General features: G+C 43.2%; 23 protein-coding genes and 1 pseudogene. 4 read left to right on the top strand and 20 right to left on the bottom strand.

What is annotated here, in order from left to right; genetic code table 11:
- Positions 1 to 73: 73 nt before the first annotated feature.
- Positions 74 to 778 carry a cytochrome c biogenesis CcdA family protein gene (locus K6T23_RS10740; protein ID WP_238284308.1) on the bottom strand — a complete coding sequence of 235 codons (705 nt, stop codon included), beginning with the start codon at positions 776 to 778 and terminating at the stop codon, positions 74 to 76.
- A gap of 267 nt (positions 779 to 1,045) precedes the next feature.
- Here K6T23_RS10740 and K6T23_RS10735 point away from each other — a divergent pair, with 267 nt between their 5' ends.
- Positions 1,046 to 1,219 carry an aspartyl-phosphate phosphatase Spo0E family protein gene (locus K6T23_RS10735; protein WP_079516015.1) on the top strand — a complete coding sequence of 58 codons (174 nt, stop codon included), beginning with the start codon at positions 1,046 to 1,048 and terminating at the stop codon, positions 1,217 to 1,219.
- A 91-nt stretch (positions 1,220 to 1,310) separates the two neighbouring features.
- Here the strand turns inward: K6T23_RS10735 and K6T23_RS10730 are convergent, their stop codons facing one another.
- From K6T23_RS10730 to yneA, 15 genes and pseudogenes are all read right to left on the bottom strand, one after another.
- Positions 1,311 to 3,107 carry an ABC transporter ATP-binding protein gene (locus tag K6T23_RS10730; protein WP_238284307.1) on the bottom strand — a complete coding sequence of 599 codons (1,797 nt, stop codon included), beginning with the start codon at positions 3,105 to 3,107 and terminating at the stop codon, positions 1,311 to 1,313.
- A gap of 4 nt (positions 3,108 to 3,111) precedes the next feature.
- The gene (locus tag K6T23_RS10725) at positions 3,112 to 4,854 is read right to left on the bottom strand and encodes an ABC transporter transmembrane domain-containing protein (RefSeq protein ID WP_238284306.1); all 1,743 of its coding nucleotides are present in this window, start codon (positions 4,852 to 4,854) and stop codon (positions 3,112 to 3,114) included.
- A 133-nt stretch (positions 4,855 to 4,987) separates the two neighbouring features.
- Positions 4,988 to 6,109, bottom strand: coding sequence for a CamS family sex pheromone protein (locus K6T23_RS10720; RefSeq protein WP_238284305.1), 1,122 nt, complete (start codon positions 6,107 to 6,109; stop codon positions 4,988 to 4,990).
- A gap of 250 nt (positions 6,110 to 6,359) precedes the next feature.
- Positions 6,360 to 6,437 (bottom strand): annotated as a pseudogene (locus K6T23_RS10715) (YneF family protein); the annotation flags it as partial.
- A 185-nt stretch (positions 6,438 to 6,622) separates the two neighbouring features.
- Entirely contained in the window at positions 6,623 to 6,835 is a 213-nt protein-coding gene (locus K6T23_RS10710) for a hypothetical protein (protein WP_238284304.1), read from the bottom strand.
- Positions 6,828 to 7,013, bottom strand: a complete 186-nt coding sequence (locus tag K6T23_RS10705) for a MerR family transcriptional regulator (RefSeq protein WP_238284303.1) — start codon at positions 7,011 to 7,013, stop codon at positions 6,828 to 6,830. The genes K6T23_RS10710 and K6T23_RS10705 overlap by 8 nt, the downstream gene beginning before the upstream one ends.
- Positions 7,014 to 7,589: 576 nt before the next feature.
- A complete protein-coding gene (locus tag K6T23_RS10695) occupies positions 7,590 to 8,039 on the bottom strand; it encodes a hypothetical protein (protein ID WP_238284302.1) in 450 nt (149 codons plus the stop codon).
- 371 nt (positions 8,040 to 8,410) lie between these two features.
- Complete coding sequence (locus K6T23_RS10690; protein WP_337946937.1) at positions 8,411 to 8,734, bottom strand: hypothetical protein; 324 nt, start codon at positions 8,732 to 8,734, stop codon at positions 8,411 to 8,413.
- A 253-nt stretch (positions 8,735 to 8,987) separates the two neighbouring features.
- Positions 8,988 to 9,209: a YneF family protein gene (locus K6T23_RS10685; RefSeq protein ID WP_048003937.1), complete on the bottom strand. Its 222-nt coding sequence runs from the start codon at positions 9,207 to 9,209 to the stop codon at positions 8,988 to 8,990.
- 85 nt (positions 9,210 to 9,294) lie between these two features.
- A complete protein-coding gene (sirA, locus tag K6T23_RS10680; protein WP_238284300.1) occupies positions 9,295 to 9,732 on the bottom strand; it encodes a sporulation inhibitor of replication protein SirA in 438 nt (145 codons plus the stop codon).
- A 102-nt stretch (positions 9,733 to 9,834) separates the two neighbouring features.
- Positions 9,835 to 10,293 carry a GNAT family N-acetyltransferase gene (locus K6T23_RS10675; protein WP_238284299.1) on the bottom strand — a complete coding sequence of 153 codons (459 nt, stop codon included), beginning with the start codon at positions 10,291 to 10,293 and terminating at the stop codon, positions 9,835 to 9,837.
- Positions 10,294 to 10,344: 51 nt separating this feature from the next.
- Entirely contained in the window at positions 10,345 to 12,351 is a 2,007-nt protein-coding gene (gene tkt / locus K6T23_RS10670) for a transketolase (protein ID WP_148985332.1), read from the bottom strand.
- Positions 12,352 to 12,545: 194 nt separating this feature from the next.
- Complete coding sequence (locus tag K6T23_RS10665) at positions 12,546 to 12,776, bottom strand: DUF896 domain-containing protein (protein WP_053427194.1); 231 nt, start codon at positions 12,774 to 12,776, stop codon at positions 12,546 to 12,548.
- 69 nt (positions 12,777 to 12,845) lie between these two features.
- Positions 12,846 to 13,496, bottom strand: a complete 651-nt coding sequence (locus K6T23_RS10660) for a YneB family resolvase-like protein (RefSeq protein WP_238284298.1) — start codon at positions 13,494 to 13,496, stop codon at positions 12,846 to 12,848.
- Between the two features lie 11 nt (positions 13,497 to 13,507).
- Complete coding sequence (gene yneA / locus K6T23_RS10655) at positions 13,508 to 13,831, bottom strand: cell division suppressor protein YneA (RefSeq protein ID WP_238284297.1); 324 nt, start codon at positions 13,829 to 13,831, stop codon at positions 13,508 to 13,510.
- Positions 13,832 to 13,988: 157 nt separating this feature from the next.
- Here yneA and lexA point away from each other — a divergent pair, with 157 nt between their 5' ends.
- Positions 13,989 to 14,609: a transcriptional repressor LexA gene (lexA, locus tag K6T23_RS10650; protein WP_053427197.1), complete on the top strand. Its 621-nt coding sequence runs from the start codon at positions 13,989 to 13,991 to the stop codon at positions 14,607 to 14,609.
- Positions 14,610 to 14,661: 52 nt separating this feature from the next.
- Here the strand turns inward: lexA and K6T23_RS10645 are convergent, their stop codons facing one another.
- On the bottom strand, positions 14,662 to 15,204 hold the full coding sequence (locus tag K6T23_RS10645; RefSeq protein ID WP_238284296.1) for a recombinase family protein: 543 nt from the start codon (positions 15,202 to 15,204) through the stop codon (positions 14,662 to 14,664).
- Between the two features lie 122 nt (positions 15,205 to 15,326).
- On the opposite strand from K6T23_RS10645, the gene K6T23_RS10640 reads away from it, so the two are divergent.
- Positions 15,327 to 16,784, top strand: a complete 1,458-nt coding sequence (locus K6T23_RS10640) for a SulP family inorganic anion transporter (RefSeq protein WP_238284295.1) — start codon at positions 15,327 to 15,329, stop codon at positions 16,782 to 16,784.
- Between the two features lie 541 nt (positions 16,785 to 17,325).
- Complete coding sequence (locus K6T23_RS10635) at positions 17,326 to 19,728, top strand: hypothetical protein (RefSeq protein WP_238284294.1); 2,403 nt, start codon at positions 17,326 to 17,328, stop codon at positions 19,726 to 19,728.
- 23 nt (positions 19,729 to 19,751) lie between these two features.
- On the opposite strand, the gene K6T23_RS22375 is transcribed toward K6T23_RS10635, so the two are convergent.
- From K6T23_RS22375 to glnA, 3 genes are all read right to left on the bottom strand, one after another.
- Positions 19,752 to 19,967, bottom strand: coding sequence for a helix-turn-helix domain-containing protein (locus tag K6T23_RS22375; protein WP_420493507.1), 216 nt, complete (start codon positions 19,965 to 19,967; stop codon positions 19,752 to 19,754).
- Positions 19,968 to 20,169: 202 nt separating this feature from the next.
- Positions 20,170 to 20,562, bottom strand: a complete 393-nt coding sequence (locus K6T23_RS10630; RefSeq protein ID WP_238284293.1) for an S-Ena type endospore appendage — start codon at positions 20,560 to 20,562, stop codon at positions 20,170 to 20,172.
- 579 nt (positions 20,563 to 21,141) lie between these two features.
- Complete coding sequence (gene glnA, locus K6T23_RS10625; RefSeq protein ID WP_053427200.1) at positions 21,142 to 22,476, bottom strand: type I glutamate--ammonia ligase; 1,335 nt, start codon at positions 22,474 to 22,476, stop codon at positions 21,142 to 21,144.
- Positions 22,477 to 22,515 lie beyond the last annotated feature (39 nt).

The raw sequence follows: 22,515 nt of genomic DNA, 5'->3' as shown, positions 1-22,515 counted from the left end.
CTCTTCCTTGTTCTATCTAAATGTGTAACTTATTGGAATTTATCGCTTTCACTATATCATAGATTGGAAAGGATTAGAAGCCTGTGAAATCAAAGACGTAAATCAGATATCCAAGAAGTCTGGTCATCCAATCGAAGAATAGCATGACCCCCACGACAATCATGATGTATCCGCCGATTTTCATAATCCGGCCGGTATTTCTTCTGATCCACTGCATTTTCCCCAAGAAGAATGATAAAACGAAGAACGGGATGGCAAAACCCAGAACGTAGGCCAGCATATAAATCATACCCGACCCAGGATTGCTCGACGCCAGCGCGATAACAGAAGCTAGGATTGGTCCCGTGCACGGTGTCCAGCCGGCAGCAAACGCCATCCCGATCAAGATCGACCCTAAAAAACCGGCAGGACGATTCTTGAATTCAAATCGTCTTTCCTTCATCAGACTCTCAGGCTTGAATACACCGATCACCATCAAACCGAAAATCACAATAAAGATCGCACCGATTTGCCGGATGAGGTCCTGATATTGAGTGAAGAAACCACTGACAAATGAAGAAGTGAATCCGATGGCGATGAAGATAACGGAAAAGCCGATCAAGAAGAACAGTGTATGGAGCAGGCTCCTTTTTTGAAGCATGGCGTTTTCGGCTTTCAGCTCGCTTACACTCATTCCGGTTATGTATGATAGAAAAGCCGGATAGAGCGGAAGGCAGCACGGGGAAATGAAGCTAAGGACCCCCGCGCCGAACGCAAGAAAAATATTTACATCAGACAAGTTGACATCCCCCTTATATTTATTTTATATTTCTATTCTATCAGACAAAAATGAACTTTATGAGAAATGTTCATGTGAAAGGTTTATGTCGGTATGATTACAGGGAACAAGCATTGTTAACAAAAACATTAAAGACTCTTATCTTTTTAATAAAAACGAATTTTTACTTTGAAAAAACTTCGTTTTTCGATATACTAATAAAAAAGTTACAGTTATTACTAGTTTTGTATAGACCTTGTCAGGTTATACAAAAGAAAGGAAACAGCCGTGTCTAAAAAAGAGCTACTTGATCGAATTGAACTCAAACGCGCCCAACTCATTGCCATCGTCGCCGAGAATGGATTGACGTCTCCTCAAGCCATCCAGTTCAGCCAGGAACTCGATCGCCTCTTGAACCGTTATAATGCGCAATACATAAAAAATGCTGTTGTCCTTCATTGAGCCGGCCATCCCTATTAAAATTTTTGATTAATAGTATTCTAATATACGAAAAAAACAGGCAGCCCCGAAAGGGCTGCCTGTTTGAATCCCATCAGATCATGGCATCTTCCATTCCTTCAACCATCCCATTCTGGAGCAGATACATTTTGTGATAGATTCCCCTGCGGTCCAGTAATTCCTTATGGGTACCCCTCTCGACGATCTCCCCTTTATGGAGGACAAGGATCAGATCGGCATCTTGAATAGTGGAGAGTCTGTGGGCAATGGCAATGGTCGTGCGTCCTTCTCTCATCTTGGAGAGTGCTCCCTGGATGGCTTCTTCCGTTTCCGTATCAATATTCGCCGTCGCTTCATCCAATATAAGGATTTTCGGTTTGGTGGCAATCGTGCGTGCAAAGGCGATAAGCTGCCGCTGACCGCTTGAGAACGTCGAGCCTCTTTCCACCACAGGATCATCATACCCCTGAGGTAGGTTTCGGATAAAGCTGTCTGCCTGGACGAATTCCGCTGCCGCTTTTACCTCTTCATCACTTAATTGCTCATTGTACAACCGGATATTCGTTTTCACATCACCATAGAATAGAAACGGATCTTGTAAGACGAGCCCGAGCTTTCTTCTTATTTCTTGAACGGGGTATGACTTGATGCTCTCTCCGTCAATCAAGATCCTTCCCCGCTCGAATTCATAGAATCTCATCAAAAGATTGATAATCGAGCTCTTTCCACTTCCCGTATGACCGACGAGGGCTACAGTTTCCCCAGGGTTTGCTGTAAACGAGATGTTCTTCAACACATCCTGCTTCCCGTCATACGAGAAAGATACGTTATCAAACACAATCTTCCCATCGCCGATTTTCAACGATTGCCCGTCTTTTCCCTGGGAAGGATTCAATTCTTGTTCATCCAGAAGGGTGAACACCCTGTTCGAGGCGATGATGGCCTGCTGGAACAGACTGAGCCTCATCATGATCTGGTTGACGGGTTCAAAGAAACGATCCAGATAGTTCACAAATGCATACAAAACCCCGATTTCAATCGGACGATCCCATGAGGCCACCCCGAAATAGGTCAATACCACCATCAGGGCCGCTGCATATACCAGGTCGATAGCCGGTCTCAGAAGAAGACCATCCACTTTGATATTTCTCATATTCGCATTGAAGTGCTGTTCATTGGTTTCTCCGAATTCTTCCCTCATCCGCTTTTCCTGCCTGAATATTTGAATGATGGACATCCCGGAGAGAGATTCACTCAGCTTTGCGTTCAACTGGCTCAGTCTCTCCCTCATATCTTGATAAAATACGGAGCTATACTTCCTGTACAGGCTCATGATCCAGATCAATACAGGGAGGATGAACAAACAAAAGACTGCGAGCTTTGCATTGAGGACAAACATGGCAATGAAGATACCGATGATCAAGAATCCTCCCTGGATGAAAGAAGCGAGGACGCTTACGAACATATCCTTTATCGCTTCCGTATCATTGGTGACCCTCGAGACAATGCTGCCTGCAGGAGTATGATCAAAATATCTCATCCCGAGGCCTTGGACTTTGGTGAACACATCGACCCTTAGCTGCTGGATGATCTTGAGGGCGATTTCTTGGAACTTCAGCAGTTGAAAGTAAGAGACCACGACGTTCCCCAGTTGAATGAGGAGATAACCCGTGCCCAGGGCTACTAGTGGGCCATATGGGAAAACTCCCGGTGTCAGATAGTCATCGATGAATACCTTTATGAGAATGGGACCGAACACATCCCCGATTGTTGTTAATAAGAGTAAAAAGAAAGCCAAATAAATCGTCTTTCGATGCGGCGTTGCATACCCCATCAGGCGGAAAAAGATCTTTCGCTGATCCTTGGGGCTAAGTGCAGGTATCGGTTCCATCTGCTCACCCTCCATATTCTACAATATCCTCTAATTGCTGACGGAGATACATCTCCTTGTACCAGCCGTCTTCCACCATCAGCTCTTCGTGTCTCCCCCTTTGGATCACCGCCCCTCCATCCATGACCAAAATCAGATCGGCATGAACGATGGCGCTCAGGCGATGGGAGGTGATGATGGTGGTCTTTCCTTCACGTTCTTTCCTCAGTGAAGTAAGGATGGCTTCTTCCGTCTTCGCATCGACAGCAGAGAGGGAATCGTCGAGTATCAACAATTCCGGTTCCATCAGCAACGCCCGGGCGATGGATATCCGCTGTTTTTGTCCTCCTGAAAGTGAGACTCCCCTTTCTCCGACAACGGTATCGTACCCTTGAGAGAACCCTTCTATATCATGATGGATCTGGGCAGACTCTGCGGCTCGTTTCACCTTATCCATGGATGACAGCGGATCAGTGAAGGCGATATTTTCCTTGATCGTCGCAGAGAACAAGAAGTGATCCTGAGGAACATATCCAATCGATTGCCGTAATGAGTCAAGCGTATACGCTGTAATTGGTAGACCTGCAAAGTGAACTTCTCCGGAATAGCCTTCGAATTCCCTGAGTAGAAGTTTCAGAAGAGATGTTTTTCCTGATCCGGTTTTTCCGACCACCCCGAGGGTTTCGCCCTTTGCCAAAGTAAAGTGGATATCTTTAAGAGCGGGGTGCTTTTCTCCTGGAAAAGCGAATGATCCGATGGTAAATTCGATATCACCTTTCGGCTGCTCCCTAACCGTTCCATCTGCAATTTCGACTTCTTCCCCCAATAATCTCGACACCCGGTCGTAGGAAGCCCTCCCACGCTCGACGATATTGAATAACCAACCAAATGCAAGCATCGGCCAAATGAGCAAACCAAGATAGGTTGTGAATGATATGAGCTCTCCTATCGTCAGTTCACCGCTCAGCACAAACCTCGATCCGAATACAATGGAAAGGAAAAACGAAAGACCTACAATGATGGAAATGGTGGGATCGAACAATGAGTCTACCCTTGCCACACTCATATTTTTTTGCACGACGTCTTCCGACTCACGCTTAAAGGATTGGATATCCTCTTTTTCTTGACCAAACGTCTTCAACACCTTGACTCCAGTCACACTTTCCTGAGTCTTATCATTCAGTGATGAGAACGCTTCCTGTGCCTTATGGAAGCGTTTATGAAGAAGCGTTCCATAGTAACTTGTCAATATGGCCATGAAGGGCATTGGGATCAATGCTATCAGCGTGAGTTTCCAACTGATCGTGAAGGCCATGGCGATGATGACGAATCCACCTGTTGACAAGGAATCAACCAGGGTCAATACGCCCGAACCGGCCGTTTGCTGGATGGCTTGCAAATCGTTGGTGGCATGAGCCATAAGGTCTCCAACACGCCTTTTCTGAAAAAACGAAGGAGCCATCCTCGTAAAATGGTGATAAAGCTTGTTCCTGAGAAGCTTTGAAAGTCGATTCGCTGAACCGAATATCATGATTCTCCACACATATCTCAACCCGTACATAGCCACTGCCGTTCCCGCAAGAAGCAGCATCCACCTTATCATATCGGAACGCGTCAGGGTACCGTCCTTGATCCCGTCCACGACGATCCCGACGACTTTGGGTGGGATCAACTGCAGGAAGGCTACCATCAAAAGGATCAAAATCCCGGTGATATATGACTTTTTCTCTTGGAGAAAAAACCACTTTAAATCTAAAAATACCCTCATATCTACTCCCCCATAATTTTCTTAAGACTCTTTATTTTACCAAATACTCAGGCAGTAATAAACGAAAAAAACAGCCATTTCAAAAGAAATCACCACGGATTACAGCGCAAAAAAAGCACCTCCGAAGAGATGCTCATTGAATGTCGACGAACGGTTCCTGGTCCACTTCTTTTACCATCGTGGCCTTGACCCCTTTAGGTGTTTTAACGTACACATACACAGGGATATTAGGGAAATAATCGACGATTTCAGTGCCGAACACTTGGGAAAATCCGATCAGTTCTGCCTCTTTGACCATACCTGTGTTCACCTCGATCACAAGCTTATTGATTGAATCATTGGAGTACAGGGCTTTACCGACAAGTTTGATATCTTGGTGCGAGAAGTACTTGGCTACCTCATCTTCAAGGTTCAACAGGTTCTTCGCCAGGTCCCGGTTTTTCTCTTCCCCTTTGTCACTTGGGAAGTAATAATATTCTTCATCGAGGTCACTCCACTTCTTGATGGAGTTGTCGTTGCCATCGATAAATGCCGTGGTGAAGTAATTTCCGGGCACGACGCTATTGGTCGGCTGGAGTTTATAAAGGGAAATCATAATAGGAACATCTTTTAGTTTCGAGTTTTTCCTGATTCGCTTCACGATCGTTTCGGCTGCCTTTTTCCCGTATGCAGCCATTTCTTTTGAACTGATTTGCTTTTCGTCAAAGTGCATAAGCTTTTGACTGTCCTGCACCCTGATATAATCGACCGAATTCATGGCTAGTCCCAAGGAAATCCCTTGAATCTTTCCATCAGAATCTACGTAGTTTTGTTCATGTATGTAAGCAAGATAGGCAGGATTGTCCTTTTCGAGCTTCACCTGCTCCTCCCATCCCATACCGTCCTTTATCTCCAATTCAGGATTCAAACCTGTTTTATTTGAAGAAGACTTACGTTTGATCCAATCCTTGATGCCGGTCAGGTATTGACCTTCCTGATAGTTCACTTTATCGGGGGGAAAGTATTTAATCGACTGAGACATCAAGCCCGTTTCAATTTCATCCATATCGCTGCGGTTATTCACCGTCTGCGTGATCAGTCCGCGATTGACGGACTTTTTTTCTTGATCAATTTTATAGGTTAAATATTCTCTCGCCTTACCGGCTGCCTTGCTTTGTGCTTCAAGTGTTTCATCATTAATAACTTCAGAAGGCTTATTCGCGCATCCTGATGCGAAGATCAATAGTGAAAGTGAAGCAATCATCCATTTTTTCATACAACAACCTCCGGACTATAGTTTACCACAAATCAAATTGGTTGAAGAATGATATTCATCCTAATTTGTGAAATCCATCATTTTAGAGAACCTTCACCTTTCCTTCCCTCAAAAAAGCCACTTCCCGATGGAAAGTGGCTTTTTGCGATAAAACGGATAAACCAATCTGACAGCAATTCCAGTAGAAAAGTCTTACTCTCCAATAAAACGTAGCGAAATGATTTATCTCAGTCCCATCGAACAGGGATGATTATTTCATGTTTTTGTTCATAGCATTCATCATTTGATTGATTTTTTTCTGAGACGGTTTCTGTCCCATTTGCATCAAATATTGTTAAATCAACATTAATAAGGAATCCAAAGTCACTTTTCCTATTTTAAAGAATATACCATGGAAGTAGGTAAGTGTCCATTAAGAATCAAGGTACTAGCTTTATTTCGGTTAATCTTTCTTCTATTAATATCTAGATTGCCTCTATATCCATTCCAAAAGAAACTCCCTTGTCTTTTCAGCTAGAACATCCACTTACCACCAAGTTTATATTTAGCGAAACCTTCTTCATCAAAGAATGTTTTTTGAATCGTACTTAGAGAAAATTTAGTTTGCCTTACTAGTTCCTTAGTATCCCAGAATATTGCCTCCTTCTCTGCTTCCTCAATAGCCTTCTTTAATTCATCTAGATAGATTTCTTTTACTTCTTCCTGGTTTACTTTTACATCAATCATTTGATTCACCTTCCAACCATTTAAGAAACACCAGTTTTGATACTTTATAAAGTCGTCCTGTTCTCGCTACATGAAACGGTGGTTTTTCCATGAAATCATAAGCACCACGCCTACTCATTCCTAATATCTCTTGTATATACTTGGTTGTTAATACTTCCGGTAAATCTTCAATTTTCATCTGATTCATTTTCCTTTCCATCCAACCAATCTAAGAATACTTTCTTTGACACTTTATATAGTTTGCCGACTTTAACTACAGGAAATGGTGCATCACCTATTAACTCATAAACCTGTCTCCTACCAATCCCCTGGACCTCTTGTACATGTTTGGGTATTAGCTCCTAAGGTAGATTCTCATCATTTCGTAAGTTTGCTTTTTTCCAATTCCCAGAAAGGATTTTACATGAATCGGTCCCATTACATCTGGGAGTTCTTTCCGTATCATTCTGTGCTCGCTTATGTTGTCGCCTCCATTACAAGACACGATTCTAGAATAATAAAGAAGTCAAAATGTTTTAATTATCAAAAATAAACTAATATAAATCAGCATGAATATTTAGACTGATTTTTCCATACTCACTCTCACCATTGCTATTATATAAAGGTTAATTTAATTACTTAAAATAAATCATTATACACATTTCCGTAAAATTGTATGAAAAATAGATAAAAATTATTATCACTACTATTTCAAGGTTCCCACTAAATAAGTCCAAAAAAAATACCCTCATGGTTGAGGGTATTTACTATCTATTTAGCGATTAATAATCACTTTTGTATCTGTTGAACCAATCTTGTTAGTTTTAGCTGAGTTAGAGTAAACATCGATCCATACTCTGTAAGTATTGGACGGTTCTGCTTTACCAATTCTACTAATCGAGAATGCCTTTGCAGGGGATTGGAAGCTGAAGCTTCCCGTATGGATCTGCGTGCCTGCGTTATGTCCAGAATCGCCATATTTGATTCTCATTGTATAATACATAGTGTTACATGTTCCTGATGCGGTTGCCCAAGCGTCAACAGTGGATGCTGTTTTGGAATAAGTGTAGTAATCCGAATATAAACGGACTGTACATTTACCACCATTTGTCTTAATGTAACCTCCATTGCTGCTTGCTGCTTCGGCTTTGCTCCCAACAACGCCGAAGAACCCACTACCTACTAAAGCGAAGATAAACAAAAACTTGACTAGCTTCTTTCCCATTCTACAATCCTCTCCTCTTTTTGTATTATTTTGTAACATTGTAAGACTAACACTATTTAAGGGATAATTGTCCAAATAGTCGCAAAAGAATATTTTAATGATAAACTTGAGATAATACTTATGACACTATACGTTTTAATAATTTGAAATGGGTGAAAATTTTCGATTCACAGTGGATTTCAAGTATGAAGTCGTTGGGTTTGGTGTAACTCAGTTTACGGATATCAACACTACCCGAGAAAAGCTACCAGGTGAAATTCAGAAATGGATCCATAAGATTAGAGTGAAGAATGGATATAGAGATTTAACGATTTCCATAGCCCTTAATCCAAGATCAGTCATCATAGATAACACTGCTCTGTTTCTTGCCTCTAAATAGGTCTATAAGAAAAAGCGTTAATCATCCTATAAACTTCATCAGTAGTAAGTACTTCAACTATCCTTTTCGGTACTTTAGGTAACTCAACTTTAATAGATGGGTTTACTCTAATATATTCCTCTTTCTCACACCAAGAAAAAAACGCCCTTATTACCTTGAACAGAGTCACAGTACTTTGCAGTTTTAAACCAATTTGAACCTTGAACCTTACATAAGCCCTTAAATCATGCACGGTTACACTATCAAGGCTCAATATCCCTCTTTTGTCTTGAAGGTAACACTGAGCTTGTTTCAATTCAAAACGCTTATTTTTCATTGTCTTCTTTCAATATCCCTTTGCTTGGCAGTGATAGAGATACTTATTAATCACATCTTCTAAAAGCAACAAAAAAACCACTCCCCCTGCTTAATTTTTCACAGGAAAAGTGGTTGTTTTTGGATTATACGAAAGATTAACCATATCAAATGCAATAAATAGAAGAAGGTTTAACCTTTCTGTAAAGATTATCTTCAATCTATATAAAAATCATCAAATGAAGTGCAGTCAACCCTTGGTATATCAGCGATGATTATTTCATGTTTTTGTTCATAGCATTCATCATTTGATTGATTTTTTTCTGAGATGGTTTCTGTCCCATTTGCATCATCATCATGCGTAGCATTTGTTCGTTAATCGGCGGGTTTTTCTTAAGATAGCTCATCATGTACTTACGAGCGATGAAGAACCCTAGCGCAACTCCGGCAAGCAGTGCGATCACGCCGACCAGAATAGCTATAGCGGTCGTTGACATACGATTACTTCCTCCTTCATGTTGTCCTTATAAAAGTGTACTAAACCAAAGAAGATTATACAATATTTCTGTCATAATTTCTTAATTAATATATAAATTTTCTTTGTTTTATTGGCTTTAACCATCCAAAACGTTCATTTTGGATGTCTACAGCCAATAAGTATCCCATATGTCTTCTTAGGATTTCAAAGAAAATATACTCTGATTCATCCAGACCCCATGCATGAATCGTCAACGCTCTCTCTTTTAATTCGAGAGAGACCCCGGATGACTCCTGTAGGATCATGGCTCTATCATCGTCCCAACCGGAACCTTGTACCGATAGTAATTCATTTTGTATAAAGCGTCTCGTCGGGAGGTATGGAATCGGTCTTGTAATATACTCCACTTGTTTTGAAATGATGGTGTGCAGTTCCCCGGTGGAACTCTCCATTTCGTTGAAAAGCTGGTGAAACATCCGTTCCCTACCGTAAAAATGCTGGGCAAACTCCTCTGCAATCCAATAGACCTGATAGCGTCGCACAGTTACTCCCCCTCCCATTATACTATTCAGTATACCCAAACATAGAAAGGGGAGTTGTCAGAATTTGTTGAGAAGATGGACTAGTTTTGTCGAATCGCCGTTTCATACCAATTCTTTTTTCAGCATCACCATGTCCAACCCTCTTATTCCATTTTCATAGAATGGCTGCGGATAGTCGAGGAAGAAGTCCTTTTTGATGGCTTCGAATCGGAAACCGCATTTTTGATAGAACATCAGATTGCCGATGGACGAATTGGATGTCCCTACAAGGATGGTACGATATCCTGAATTCCTGACCTTCTTTTCTATCGACTCGATCATCTGCCGGCCGATCCCCTTTCCACGGAATGAGGCTACGACTGCCATGTTTTTTATCTCGATCATGGTTGAATCCAATTCCACTAAGAGCATGATCCCGACGTTTTCTCCATCGCATGAGAAGCTGTATACTTCCCCATCTTCAAGATAACTTCTTACTGCAGCTTCTGATTCATCGGCAAGCATCAACAGGGGGACGAAGGCACTCCGCTCTTTTTGATGTTCACATTTGATCTCCATCATGTACACCACCTAAAAAAAGCCGGCTCAATGGATGAGCCGGCTCAGGATGTTTTACTTTTGAAGTAAGGCTTTAATACGGGACACAACATTATTTGTTGTAAATCCGTACTCTTCCATCACTTTTTCTCCAGGCGCTGAGGCACCGAATCCGTCAATAGCGAGGATGTCACCTTCATCACCGACGTAACGGTCCCATCCGAGTGGAGAGCCCATTTCGATGGCAAGACGTTTCTTCACGCTCTTCGGAAGGATGGATTCCTTGTATTCCGCAGATTGTTTTTCGAAACGGTCCCATGAAGGCATGCTGACAACCGATGCATTGATCCCGTCTTTTTCAAGTGCTTTTTGAGCGTCCATGGCAAGACCCACTTCCGAACCGGTAGCAATCAAAATCGCATCAGGCTGTTCCTTACCAGCCGGAGATGCTACATACGCACCCTTACTTACACCGTTATACGCTTTATCAGCAGAAGACTTCATGGTCGGCAGATTCTGACGTGAAAGGACAAGCATGGTCGGCTGATCTTTGGACTCAACAGCAAGCCTCCACGCAGCCGCTACTTCGTTGCCATCTGCCGGTCTGATGACAGATAGATTCGGAAGTGCACGAAGTGAAGCAAGCTGTTCTACAGGCTCATGCGTAGGTCCATCTTCTCCAACTGCGATACTGTCATGAGTGAATACGTATGTGACCGGTAGTCCCATCAGAGCCGCCAAACGGATGGCAGGACGCAGATAATCACTGAACACAAAGAATGTTCCGCCAAACACCTGCAGGCCGCCGTGAAGGGCCATACCGTTCATAGCCGCACCCATGGCAAATTCACGGACACCGAACCAGATGTTTCGCCCATCATACGATTCTGCAGAGAAGTCTGCTTCACCCTTGATGTTCGTTTTGTTTGAACCTGCAAGGTCAGCAGATCCACCGATGAACGTCGGCAGGTTTTTAGCGATGGCATTCAGTACGTCTCCTGAAGAAGCACGACTTGCCAATGAACTGCCTTCTTCGTAGACAGGGATTTCTTTATCCCATCCTTCCGCCAATTCGCCTCTGATGGCTGTTTCAAGCTGCGCTGAAAGTTCTGGAAGAGCATCTTGATATGCTACGAATTTCTTCGCCCATGCTTCCTCTTTCTCACTTCCAGCCTGTTGGATTTTCTCTTCAAAACGGGCGTAGACTTCATCTGGAACATGGAAGTCTTGATCGAACGTCCATTTATAGTAATCCTTGGTGAGTTTCATCTCGTCTTCCCCTAGTGGAGCACCATGAACAGCAGACTTACCTGATTTATTAGGTGCACCGTAGCCGATGACCGTTTTAACTTCGATCATGGTAGGGCGGTTTGTATCACCCTGTGCTTCTTCAATGGCTTTAGAGATTTCCTCAAGATCATTTCCATCTTCCACGCGGACATATTGCCAGCCGTAAGATTCGAAACGTCCTTTGACGCTTTCAGAGAATGATTTGTCAAGTTCCCCATCAAGGGAAATATCATTTGAATCATAAAGAACGACCAATCGGCCCAATTTCAAGTGAGCAGCAAGTGATGCTGCTTCAGCTGAAACGCCCTCCATCAAATCTCCGTCTCCACAGATGGAGTATGTAAAGTGATCGATGATGTCGTGGCCCTCTTTGTTATAAGTAGCTGCCATATGTCTCTCAGCCATAGCCATACCAACCGCCATCGCGATTCCTTGTCCAAGCGGGCCTGTTGTAGCTTCTACACCTGCTGTATGTTTATACTCAGGGTGTCCAGGTGTTTTACTTCCCCACTGACGGAAATTCTTCAAGTCGTCCATGGAAACATCGTAGCCTGAAAGGTGAAGCAAGCTGTATAAAAGCATTGACCCATGCCCTGCAGAGAGAACAAAACGGTCACGGTTAAACCAATGAGGATTTTTGGGGTTATGGTTCATGAAACGTGTCCATAAGGCATACGCCATAGGGGCTGCACCCATCGGCATTCCCGGATGACCGGAGTTTGCCTTTTCGATCGCGTCGATCGATAACGTTCGGATTGTGTTAATTGCTAATTGATCTGTTTTATCAAACATGTCAGACATCCTTCCTTTTCAATCTCTACTTAATATTAATCTTCTTTGGCTGTTTATACAACTATCTTGAATGATACCACGTCTCTCTTTTTGTTAAAACCGATATCCATTCTGAATTCACCACTGCCTCATTCATTCGACGTAATAAAAAGGACCACGCTTAAAAGGCAGCGTGATCCAGTATGGACTTACAATCAGTGTTTCTTTTTGTTTTGAATATCTTGTATTTTCTTGGGCGTCACTTCATTCCCATCAGGATCAAAGATTCTGGTATTCTCTATGGTCCCTTTCATGGATTGACGGAACGTCTCAAGATATTCTTTCCTCAACCTGGTCTGTTCCTTCGCTTCATCTGCTGAAAGCCCGGTAGACTTGGATTTTTTGGACAATTCATTGATCCGGTTCATTTTTTCTTTTGAAAGCATCTATAAAACCCCTTTAATTTCGGTAACGTATAACGACATGTTACTAAATATAAAGGGTGATGACAAGGGTTACGCTTGATCGATGGAGTCCATATGTTCTTTATAGCGCCGATGAACGGTTGCCTTCGAAACGTCGTAGCCAAACCCACGCAAAGTAGCGGCAATTTCTGCAAATGTCAGCTCATTTTTGCGAAGCCTGACGATTTCTTCGACGGGGACTTCCTTTCGTTCCCTGCCTTCGATATTCCCTTTGTTCTTCAGATTCTTCTGGGGACGGAACCCGTTCGCAACTGCCCTTTTCATCCCCCTTTTAATCTTCAGGTTATGCAGCTTGCGCTGATATTCCTCCACCATGCTTACGATATTGATGACCATGGAGTCGGAGTCCGACAGGTGGAGCTCGCCGCTGTGGGATTGACTGATAATTTTGACCTCTTCTTTCAACAGGCAATGGATCAGGGCAATCTTCGCATTGCCCCTTCCAATCCTCGTCTCATCCTGGATCAATACCGCATCGATCGACTGATCCCTTACTATGTCCAGCATCTCGAGGACGCCTGGCCGGTCAAGATCATAACCACTTGCCTGATCCTTTATGACCGATGCCACCTGCATCCCATACTCCAGCGCAAGCTTGGACAGTTCTTCTTCCTGACGTTCGAGTGATGTTTCCTGTGTATCTTTCTTCGTACTCACCCGACAGTAGATGATTGCATTCATTAAAAATCCCTCTATTCCTCGTTCATGACATACTGATAATCCCCGTTGATCCCGAGCTTCTTTTCGACTGGAAGCACTAGTGAATCACCCGCAGAAATTGTATAAGTGGAAAGATTATTCCTTTCTCCCACCCACTTGATAAATTCATCGGTGGACATGGAAGAGTCGCTGCTGTATTCCTCTGCGATGGTCCAGAGCGTATCACCATCCTGTACCTCGATACTATGATAAGATACTCCGCCTCCCATTTGAAGAATGAAATAGATTGAAGCCATAAGTGCCAAACCAAAAAATACGAGTATATATGAGTAATTCGCCCAAAGTTTGCCTACCATAATGTTCCCCTCCATACGAATGTTTGTTCTGTTTGTTGTATCCATCATAATACGAACATCCGTTTGGAGTCAATCAAAAATTCGAACTTATGTTTGTATCGTTCCCATCCCCATGTTATAATGGGAACATAAGATCGATAGATTGAGGTGCGTGACTATGACAAAACTATCCAAACGGCAGCAGGATATCTTGGAATATATCAAAAGCTCCGTAAAAGAAAAGGGCTATCCGCCTTCCGTACGTGAGATCGGGGAAGCCGTTGGACTTGCCTCAAGCTCCACTGTCCACGGCCATCTGGCCCGACTCGAAAGCAAAGGCCTCATCCGCCGGGATCCGACCAAGCCAAGAGCCATCGAGATCCTCGACCTGGTGGAAGACTCGATCCCCCGCCATAATGTTGTGAATGTTCCCCTCATCGGGAAAGTCACAGCCGGTCAACCGATCACAGCGGTTGAAAATGTCGAAGAGTACTTTCCTCTCCCGGAAAGAATGGCTCCTGCTGACGAGCATACTTTCATGCTGGAAATCATGGGTGACAGTATGATCGAAGCCGGTATCCTCGACGGGGATTTCGTCATCGTAAGGCAACAGCAAACCGCCAACAATGGGGAGATCGTAGTCGCCATGACGGAAGAAGATGAAGCGACCGTGAAACGATTCTTCAAAGAAAGAGATTTCGTGAGGCTTCAGCCTGAAAATTCCTCCATGGATCCGATCATCCTACGCAATGTATCCATTTTGGGCAAGGTCGTCGGTGTCTACCGTCAAGTTCATTAAAATGACAAGCTAAAAGGAGCTTCCGTCACATGTGGCGGAAGCTCCTTTTCTTCTATCTTTCAAGATAGCGGTATAAAGTGGACTTACTGATGCCCGTTTTTTCTTTTATTTCTGCCAGGCTGTAGGTTTTTGATTCATACATGGCTATGGCCTTTTTTACGTTTTCATCAGGCTTTCGCGGTCGCCCCGTACTGACTCCCTTTTCTTTCGCTTCTCCTATGCCCTTTTTTGTCCTTTCACTGATCACATCACTTTGAAAGCTTATAAGATGCTCCAATACCTCCTGAAAACGGTACGTCTTCCCAGGACTGGTCGACAGCCCTTCAGATATGGAAATGAACTGTGTCCCTTTCGTTTCTAACTCGTTCAACAGTTCCAATAGCTGCCGGGTGGAATCAGCAAAGTCGATTAAAGAAGCCACGACGACCGTATCCCCCTGCCCTGCTTCTGCAAGCAGTGCTTCCAAGTTCACTCTCCTCTTCGGTGAAGAATGTTCCTCCTTGTATAGAACCGTACATTTTTTTCCCAGCAGTTTTTTCTCCTGAATCCGTCCTTCAGGATCATCATTGCTCGGTCTGTAGTATCCGATGATCATACCTATCTCCTTCCCCCTCTCCTGTTTGGAATTGTTTTTCCCGAAAAGGTTCACTTTTGGGAAAAACGGTGATAAACTGTTTTCTATTGAATTAAAATTTATGATTTTTTAGAGGTGACAATATGAAGAATACCATAAAACAACAATGGTTTTCGAATGTCAGGGGAGACATCCTTTCGGGAATCGTCGTAGCCCTTGCGCTCATTCCTGAGGCCATTGCCTTTTCCATCATAGCCGGTGTCGATCCAATGGTCGGGCTATACGCTTCTTTTTGTATTGCCGTCATCATTTCCTTTGTCGGCGGAAGACCTGCCATGATTTCTGCTGCTACCGGTGCCATGGCCCTTGTCATGGTCCCTCTTGTCAAAGATTATGGGTTAAACTATCTGTTGGCAGCCACTATCCTGACAGGAGTCATCCAACTCCTGTTCGGGGTATGTAAAATCGCAAGGCTCATGAAATTCATCCCACGCGCTGTGATGATCGGATTCGTGAATGCTTTGGCCATTCTGATTTTTTCAGCTCAAGTGCCTCACTTTTTCAACATTAATGGGATGACCTATGTATTTGTGGCGGTGACATTGGTGGTTGTGTATGTGCTCCCCCGATTCGTAAAATCCATCCCCTCACCCCTAGTGGCTATTGTGGTGCTTACTGCCATTGCCTTGATTTCAAAAGCAGACTTGAGGACCGTGGGAGATCTCGGGACGATACGTCAGACCTTGCCATCGTTCTTCCTTCCCGATATCCCGTTCTCACTTGAGACATTGAGTATCATTTTACCCTACTCACTCGCCCTCGCGATTGTAGGATTACTCGAATCCCTTATGACGGCTTCCATCGTAGATGACATGACGGATACGGACAGCAATAAAAATCAGGAAGCAAGGGGTCAGGGAATCGCCAATATTATCAATGGATTCTTCGGTGGGATGGCCGGATGCGCGATGATCGGTCAGTCGGTGATCAATGTAAAATCAGGTGGACGGGGGCGATTATCCACCTTTGTTGCAGGCTCTTTCCTGATGTTCCTAATCATCGTACTTGGGGATTTCGTCGTGAAGATCCCCATGGCGGTTCTCGCCGGAATCATGATCATGGTCTCTATCGGTACGTTCGACTGGTCATCATTCCGTTACATCAGGAAAGCCCCTAAAGCAGATGCCGCAGTGATGCTCATCACCGTCGCCATCGTGGTTGCCACTCACGACCTCTCAAAAGGGGTCATTGCAGGGGTATTGCTCAGCGCCATGTTCTTTGTGGCCAAGATATCCAAGCTGAAGGTGACGGAAAAAGTGGAGGGTGTGAATCGTCATTTTAAAGTGGAGGGTCAATTGTTCTTTGCATCCGTGGATACGCTTGTGGGTGCATTCCAATTGTCTGATGAGGTACAACATGTCAAAATCGATTTTACCGGTGCACAGATCTGGGATGAGTCCGCTGTGGCAGCCCTTGCCAAAGTTTTGACGAAGTTCAAAGACCAGGGGTGTGAAGTAGAAACGATCGGACTTAGCTCATCAAGTAAAAAGATTCAGGACTCCTTACTGTTGATAGACCAAAAAACGACTTTAACAGCTTAATGAATCAATGCAAAACGGATGCCCAGGCATCCGTTTCCCCTATGATCATCCTTTTATTAGCGGACAATTTCCTTTTACTCTCATCGAAACCATTGGTTATATAGTAGTCGTTCCAATTTCAAATACTCTAATGAGCATTCACAACCTGTTGCAGCTGGAGTTTGCGATAAACTCATTTTGGCTAAACTGCAAAAATCCCCCAGAAGGATGAGATCCTTCTGGGGGATTTTTCAATAGATTAATACATTTGGATATATTGCTCGCGCTTCCAAGGGTTACTTGAGTACGGATTAGATTTCCTGGGAGAATTCCATATAATAACTTTGATTAATTGTTGATATAATGGGGCTTCAAAAAAAATCTTTCGATATTATATAGTAACTTCTATTAAAAGTGTGGGTGTTTTGTGGGTGGATTCACCCGTAATTCCACCCTTTTTTTCTTATAGCATTGGAACATATAAAAAGGGCGTACCTACGTTTCTCTATCTTCATATGTTGATGGTGAAGATTTGACTTATTTACTGAGAGGAGAAACGCAATTGTTTAATGAAGAAAAAAAAGATAACGTTGAAAATTTATGTATTCAAAGGTTAGCTCCAAAAGGCTGTCCTGACATTTTTCCTGCGGATTGTATAAACCCCATGATTCAGTTGGATCAAATCGTAGCCATTAGCTGCACTGGGACCATTACTGGACGGGTGTTATGTGATATGCGACCTCTGAGTTTACAAATTGTAGAGTTGTCATCGTCTTTTCCAGGGTTGATTTTTGCTAATCCACGACCTGTTACTAATCGTTTTGGTCAATTCACCACAACCGTTACCATTCCGAGAGGTACTCCCATTACTCCAAATGTCATCATCACGGCTTCCACTGAAATAAATGGACAAACCGATACGACAAGTATCACCACCAGGGTCGGGTGTATAGTATGTCAAAACCCTACGTTAACGATTAACGCCATTACTGAAGTAGTTACGTGTCAAGGAGCTCAAATCAGTGGAAGATTGACATGTGATGGCCAATCTATACCAAGTGCAGCTATTAGCTTCACTGTTCAGAGCTCTTCGGGAAGGGTCGTTGTCAATCCCAATCCAGCTACCACTGGAGTTAACGGGGAATATACAGCCACCCTCCTTCCATTTAGGGGAGTAGATGAAACCATTATATTAACAGCCACAACAACTGTAGGTGGCATAGTCGTCAGTACCACTCCCCAATCCATTCGAGTCATCTGCCCACCATGTGATAATCCGACCATTGATTTGGATGAGGTTATGCAAATCAGCTGTAATGGTACCCTTTCAGGTCGCTTAACATGCAACGGCACTCCAATACCGAATGTACCCGTCACTTTTTCCGGAAATCCTATCTTAAACTTCACGACTCCGACCTCTGTGACAAATCAAAACGGTGAATTTTCAAGTGTTGTCACGGTTGCACCAGGAACCCCAAATCAAACCGTTTCGTATACGGCAACTGCAACCCCTTTTGGTATTCCTGTATCTGCTACTGGCACGGTCATTGCTGGGTGTGAAAATTGCACCAATCCAATTCTTACGTTAAACGTACCGGCAGAGACAGTAGGATGTGAGGGGGATCAAATCACCGGCCAACTTACTTGTGATGGTCAGCCGATTTCAGGCGCACCGATTTCATTCACCATTTTCCCACCTGAAGCCGAAGTTATCATATCACCAAATCCGGTCATAACCGGGGCTGACGGAACATATACAGCTACAATCCTTCCAAGTGTCGGAGCTAGCGAGCTTATTACCATCCAAGCCTCTACAATAGTAGGTGGCATTCCGACTTCATCCCCTACAAGAAATGTCCTAGTCGATTGTGAATGCGTGAATCCAATCATTCAGCTCGATAACCCATCTCCAATCAGTTGCAGCAAGCCAATCACTGGTCGAGTGTTATGTGAAGGCACACCGGTTCCAAATGTTGAAGTAACGCTTTCAAGTTCCTTGGTCGAGTTTACACCATCTCAAGTCTTAACCGATCAAAACGGAGAATTCCAAAGTCTAGCTACGGTTCCATTTGGCACAGATGTGCAGGAGGGAGTACCGATCACTGCCAGTGCTGAAGTCAATAATATCCCGATTTCCACGACAGCTTACGTCCGCGCCAGTTGCCTTGAATGTGCGAATCCTTCCTTAACCCTAGTTCCTCCAGGTATCGTAGTGGGGTGCGACGGAGCTCCTATAAACGGCACTTTATTATGTGACGGTTCTCCAGTGGCTGGCATACCGGTAATCTTCACGGTCGCTTCCCCTGGCAACAATGTCTTTGTTAATCCTAATCCAGCCATCACTCAGGCTGACGGGTCTTACACCGCCACCGTTCAACCTGCAGTTGGTGCTGTGGAGACGGTGACAATTACAGCCTCTGCAACAGTCGGTGGGCAAGACGTTACTGCCGGTCCTGTAAACGTATCGGTTGATTGTCCATTTCCTCCGGAAGATTGTCCATGTCGTTTCAGGTTAAACACACAAGGCGGGGCTCAACCGGGTGCGCAAATCCGTGTTACCCAATTTGGCAACACAACCGATTACACCGGCACACTCAACATTACAGTCGTTGAGTGTGGAGAAGGAATACAGGGTATATGCAATCCAGCAGTCGATAATTTCAACTTCGTCTTTAACGCGGGTAACGGAGAGAACTTTCAGTTTACACAGGGACGACGCACCTCAATTACTTGTGGGGCCGGGTTAACGATCGCTACTGTTGAGGGGGTTATTAACGGGCGGATAAATAATGGTCCTTCACGAACATTCGAAGCGCAAGTGACCGCTACTCTGAATACAGTAACTGGTCAGATTACTTGGGAAATCCTCGCTACCGATAATACAACCACTACTTTCCAAACCCTTGTTCCGTTTGTATCGCAAGGCAGTCCAACCTCATTTATTACAAACTGCGACTTAATTTAAATAAGAAAGAGAATGCAAACTAATTAATTGCATTCTCTTTTATTTACATTTAAAATTTCATCAAATACGCTCAAACAAGTCTTCCCAACCAATTTGTAAGTGAAAAAAATTATAGTCAATTTCTTTAATGAGGGATTCTTTTTTCCATTTTCAATTTGTGATAGGTAATTGAGAGATATACCTGTCATTACACTTAATTCCCTAATTGTAATGTCCTTTGACCTTCGAGTCCTTTGAATATGATTGCATCTTAACTCACCTATTTAAGCAAATGAAATCATTTATGTCATTTTATAGTCTATACTAACTTCAATATCCTAGTTAACAATCACATTATAATGTAATTATTATTTCTTACCAACCCTCTTTTGTTATTCCTGAAATCCTTCTATTAAAAATTCAAGATTAAAAAGCCCCGAAAGAGTTCGAGGCTCAAATTTATTAGTACTTTTTACAAACTCTTTCAAAGGTATAGTGCAATTGAATCTTTAACGAACCATTATAGGTTCTCTCAGGAGCAGTACCAGTAGTCGTAATTCTAATTAGATTATCGTAGACAAAAGTAATAGAACTATGGGGTGCTACTAGAATAATTATTGGAGCACTATTCTCTCTTTCAAAACGAACGTTAAATGATTGATCACTGAAATTTTCGATAGTCCCCGCAGCCGTTACATGAAGACTATTGGGGTCAACATCAAAAATTACATTTACGTCCCTGTTTCCACTACCAGAAATAGGAGCACAGTTCTCAAAATGAGCGTCTTTACATTCCCTTTTTGGCCTTTGAGGACATTTAACATCTTTTCCTAAAGGTTTACTGAAGCAATCCATATTATTTCACCACCTTTCTTTTCTATAGAATATGTGGTGAAATATTTTATGCTTGTACGCTTGCCCCATTTACTCTCAATTACCTTAATAGAATAGTCTTAATTTCTACTTACAAATTCAAAATAATAGTTAATGAACGAAAAAAACTCTTTCTCTAATATAATTAGAGAAAGAGTAAAGATCTGGCCGATCCCTAGCAAACTTGCAAAAGGATTGATGACCAATCAATCCTTACATTAAACATTTTATGCGACTTCATGAAAATTGTTTGTAAGAATTTACTATCCAAATATTAAGGATGTTATTTTTACTCTTCTGGTCAGAATTCTGGTACTCTCTAAACAATCCGTTACAATTAGTGAATAATTTACAAGCAATCCTTTTTCGGACGAATATGGATAAGAATTTAGGGTGAAATATCGTTCAACATCTTTAAGTTTTACTGAATTTTGGTAGTTATTTTAATCATTACAGACAAACAGGGTGTTTGTGGGTGCTCTGTGGATCGTTAAAAAAAATCGACTTTCACCCACAAACTAAAAACCCCTCAATACCAGTGGTATCAAGGGGTTTGATAGATTAATACATTTGGATATATTGCTCGCGCTCCCAAGGATGAACTTGTGTACGGAACATATCCCACTCGATTTCCTTTGCTTCCACAAAGTGTTCGAAGATATGCTCACCAAGAGCACCGACGATGACTTCATTTGTTTTCAACTGTTCAAGGGCAGCATGAAGGGTTGCCGGAAGGTCAGTGATTCCTGCTTCTTCACGCTCTTTTTTGTCCATAACGTAGATGTTACGATCGATTGGCTTTGGCGCTTCCAGGTTATTCTTGATTCCATCAAGACCTGCGGCAAGCAGTACACTCATTGCAAGGTATGGATTGGCAGCCGGATCGACGCTTCGCACTTCAACGCGCGTGCTGAGTCCGCGTGATGCTGGGATACGAATTAGAGGGCTACGGTTGCGAGCTGACCACGCAACGTAACATGGTGCCTCATATCCAGGAACAAGACGTTTATAAGAGTTGACCGTAGGGTTCGTGATGGCCGTGAAGCTCGTAGCATGCTTGATGATACCGGCGAGGAATTGACGCGCTGTATCGCTCAATTGAAGATCGCCTTTTTCATCGAAGAATGAGTTCACTCCGCTTTTGAATAGTGACATATTGCAGTGCATTCCAGAACCGTTCACTCCGAACAACGGTTTTGGCATGAAGGTAGCATGCAGACCGTGTTTGCGGGCAATGGTCTTAACAACCAGCTTGAATGTTTGAATATCGTCACATGCCTTGAGTGCATTGGCATATTTGAAATCGATCTCGTGCTGACCAGGAGCAACCTCATGGTGGGAAGCTTCGATTTCAAAGCCCATTTCTTCAAGCTCAAGGGCAATATCACGACGGCAGTTTTCTCCAAGATCCGTAGGTGCAAGATCGAAGTAGCCTCCGTTATCATTCAATTCAAGAGTAGGTTCACCATTCACATCCAGCTTGAATAGGAAGAATTCCGGTTCAGGCCCGAGGTTGAAATCCGTAAATCCAAGCTCTTCCATCTGGCTTAGAATACGTTTGAGGTTATTACGCGGATCTCCTTCAAACGGAGTCCCATCTGGGTTATAGATGTCACAGATCAAACGGGCAACCTTCCCTTTTTCAGCTGTCCAAGGGAATACCAACCACGTATCAAGATCAGGGAAAAGATACATATCCGATTCCTCGATACGTACAAATCCTTCAATGGAAGAACCATCGAACATCATTTTGTTGTCTAGCGCCTTTTCAAGCTGACTGAAAGGGATTTCTACGTTTTTAATTGTTCCCAGGATGTCTGTGAACTGGAGACGGATGAATTTTACACCTTCTTCATTCGCCAATCTTAGTACATCTTCACGAGTATACTTTGCCATTTTGCGTAATTCCTCCTCAGGTTTAGTAAAGGTTTTTAT

It is taken from the genome of Rossellomorea marisflavi, assembly GCF_022170785.1.
In the GTDB taxonomy this organism is placed as follows: Bacteria; Bacillota; Bacilli; order Bacillales; family Bacillaceae_B; genus Rossellomorea; species Rossellomorea marisflavi_B.
Note: the sequence above shows the minus strand (reverse complement) of the source record. Positions and strands in the feature narration are given on the sequence as shown.

What these genes read in the sequence shown, in the direction of transcription:
- K6T23_RS10730 (WP_238284307.1), bottom strand. Translation starts at nt 3,107, where the DNA reads ATGGAACCGATACCTGCACTTAGCCCCAAGGATCAGCGAAAGATCTTT.
- K6T23_RS10725 (WP_238284306.1), bottom strand. Translation starts at nt 4,854, where the DNA reads ATGAGGGTATTTTTAGATTTAAAGTGGTTTTTTCTCCAAGAGAAAAAG.
- K6T23_RS10720 (WP_238284305.1), bottom strand. Translation starts at nt 6,109, where the DNA reads ATGAAAAAATGGATGATTGCTTCACTTTCACTATTGATCTTCGCATCA.
- K6T23_RS10710 (WP_238284304.1), bottom strand. Translation starts at nt 6,835, where the DNA reads ATGATTGATGTAAAAGTAAACCAGGAAGAAGTAAAAGAAATCTATCTA.
- K6T23_RS10705 (WP_238284303.1), bottom strand. Translation starts at nt 7,013, where the DNA reads ATGAAAATTGAAGATTTACCGGAAGTATTAACAACCAAGTATATACAA.
- K6T23_RS10695 (WP_238284302.1), bottom strand. Translation starts at nt 8,039, where the DNA reads ATGGGAAAGAAGCTAGTCAAGTTTTTGTTTATCTTCGCTTTAGTAGGT.
- K6T23_RS10690 (WP_337946937.1), bottom strand. Translation starts at nt 8,734, where the DNA reads ATGAAAAATAAGCGTTTTGAATTGAAACAAGCTCAGTGTTACCTTCAA.
- K6T23_RS10685 (WP_048003937.1), bottom strand. Translation starts at nt 9,209, where the DNA reads ATGTCAACGACCGCTATAGCTATTCTGGTCGGCGTGATCGCACTGCTT.
- K6T23_RS10675 (WP_238284299.1), bottom strand. Translation starts at nt 10,293, where the DNA reads ATGATGGAGATCAAATGTGAACATCAAAAAGAGCGGAGTGCCTTCGTC.
- tkt (WP_148985332.1), bottom strand. Translation starts at nt 12,351, where the DNA reads ATGTTTGATAAAACAGATCAATTAGCAATTAACACAATCCGAACGTTA.
- K6T23_RS10665 (WP_053427194.1), bottom strand. Translation starts at nt 12,776, where the DNA reads ATGCTTTCAAAAGAAAAAATGAACCGGATCAATGAATTGTCCAAAAAA.
- K6T23_RS10660 (WP_238284298.1), bottom strand. Translation starts at nt 13,496, where the DNA reads ATGAATGCAATCATCTACTGTCGGGTGAGTACGAAGAAAGATACACAG.
- yneA (WP_238284297.1), bottom strand. Translation starts at nt 13,831, where the DNA reads ATGGTAGGCAAACTTTGGGCGAATTACTCATATATACTCGTATTTTTT.
- lexA (WP_053427197.1), top strand. Translation starts at nt 13,989, where the DNA reads ATGACAAAACTATCCAAACGGCAGCAGGATATCTTGGAATATATCAAA.
- K6T23_RS10645 (WP_238284296.1), bottom strand. Translation starts at nt 15,204, where the DNA reads ATGATCATCGGATACTACAGACCGAGCAATGATGATCCTGAAGGACGG.
- K6T23_RS10640 (WP_238284295.1), top strand. Translation starts at nt 15,327, where the DNA reads ATGAAGAATACCATAAAACAACAATGGTTTTCGAATGTCAGGGGAGAC.
- K6T23_RS10630 (WP_238284293.1), bottom strand. Translation starts at nt 20,562, where the DNA reads ATGGATTGCTTCAGTAAACCTTTAGGAAAAGATGTTAAATGTCCTCAA.
- glnA (WP_053427200.1), bottom strand. Translation starts at nt 22,476, where the DNA reads ATGGCAAAGTATACTCGTGAAGATGTACTAAGATTGGCGAATGAAGAA.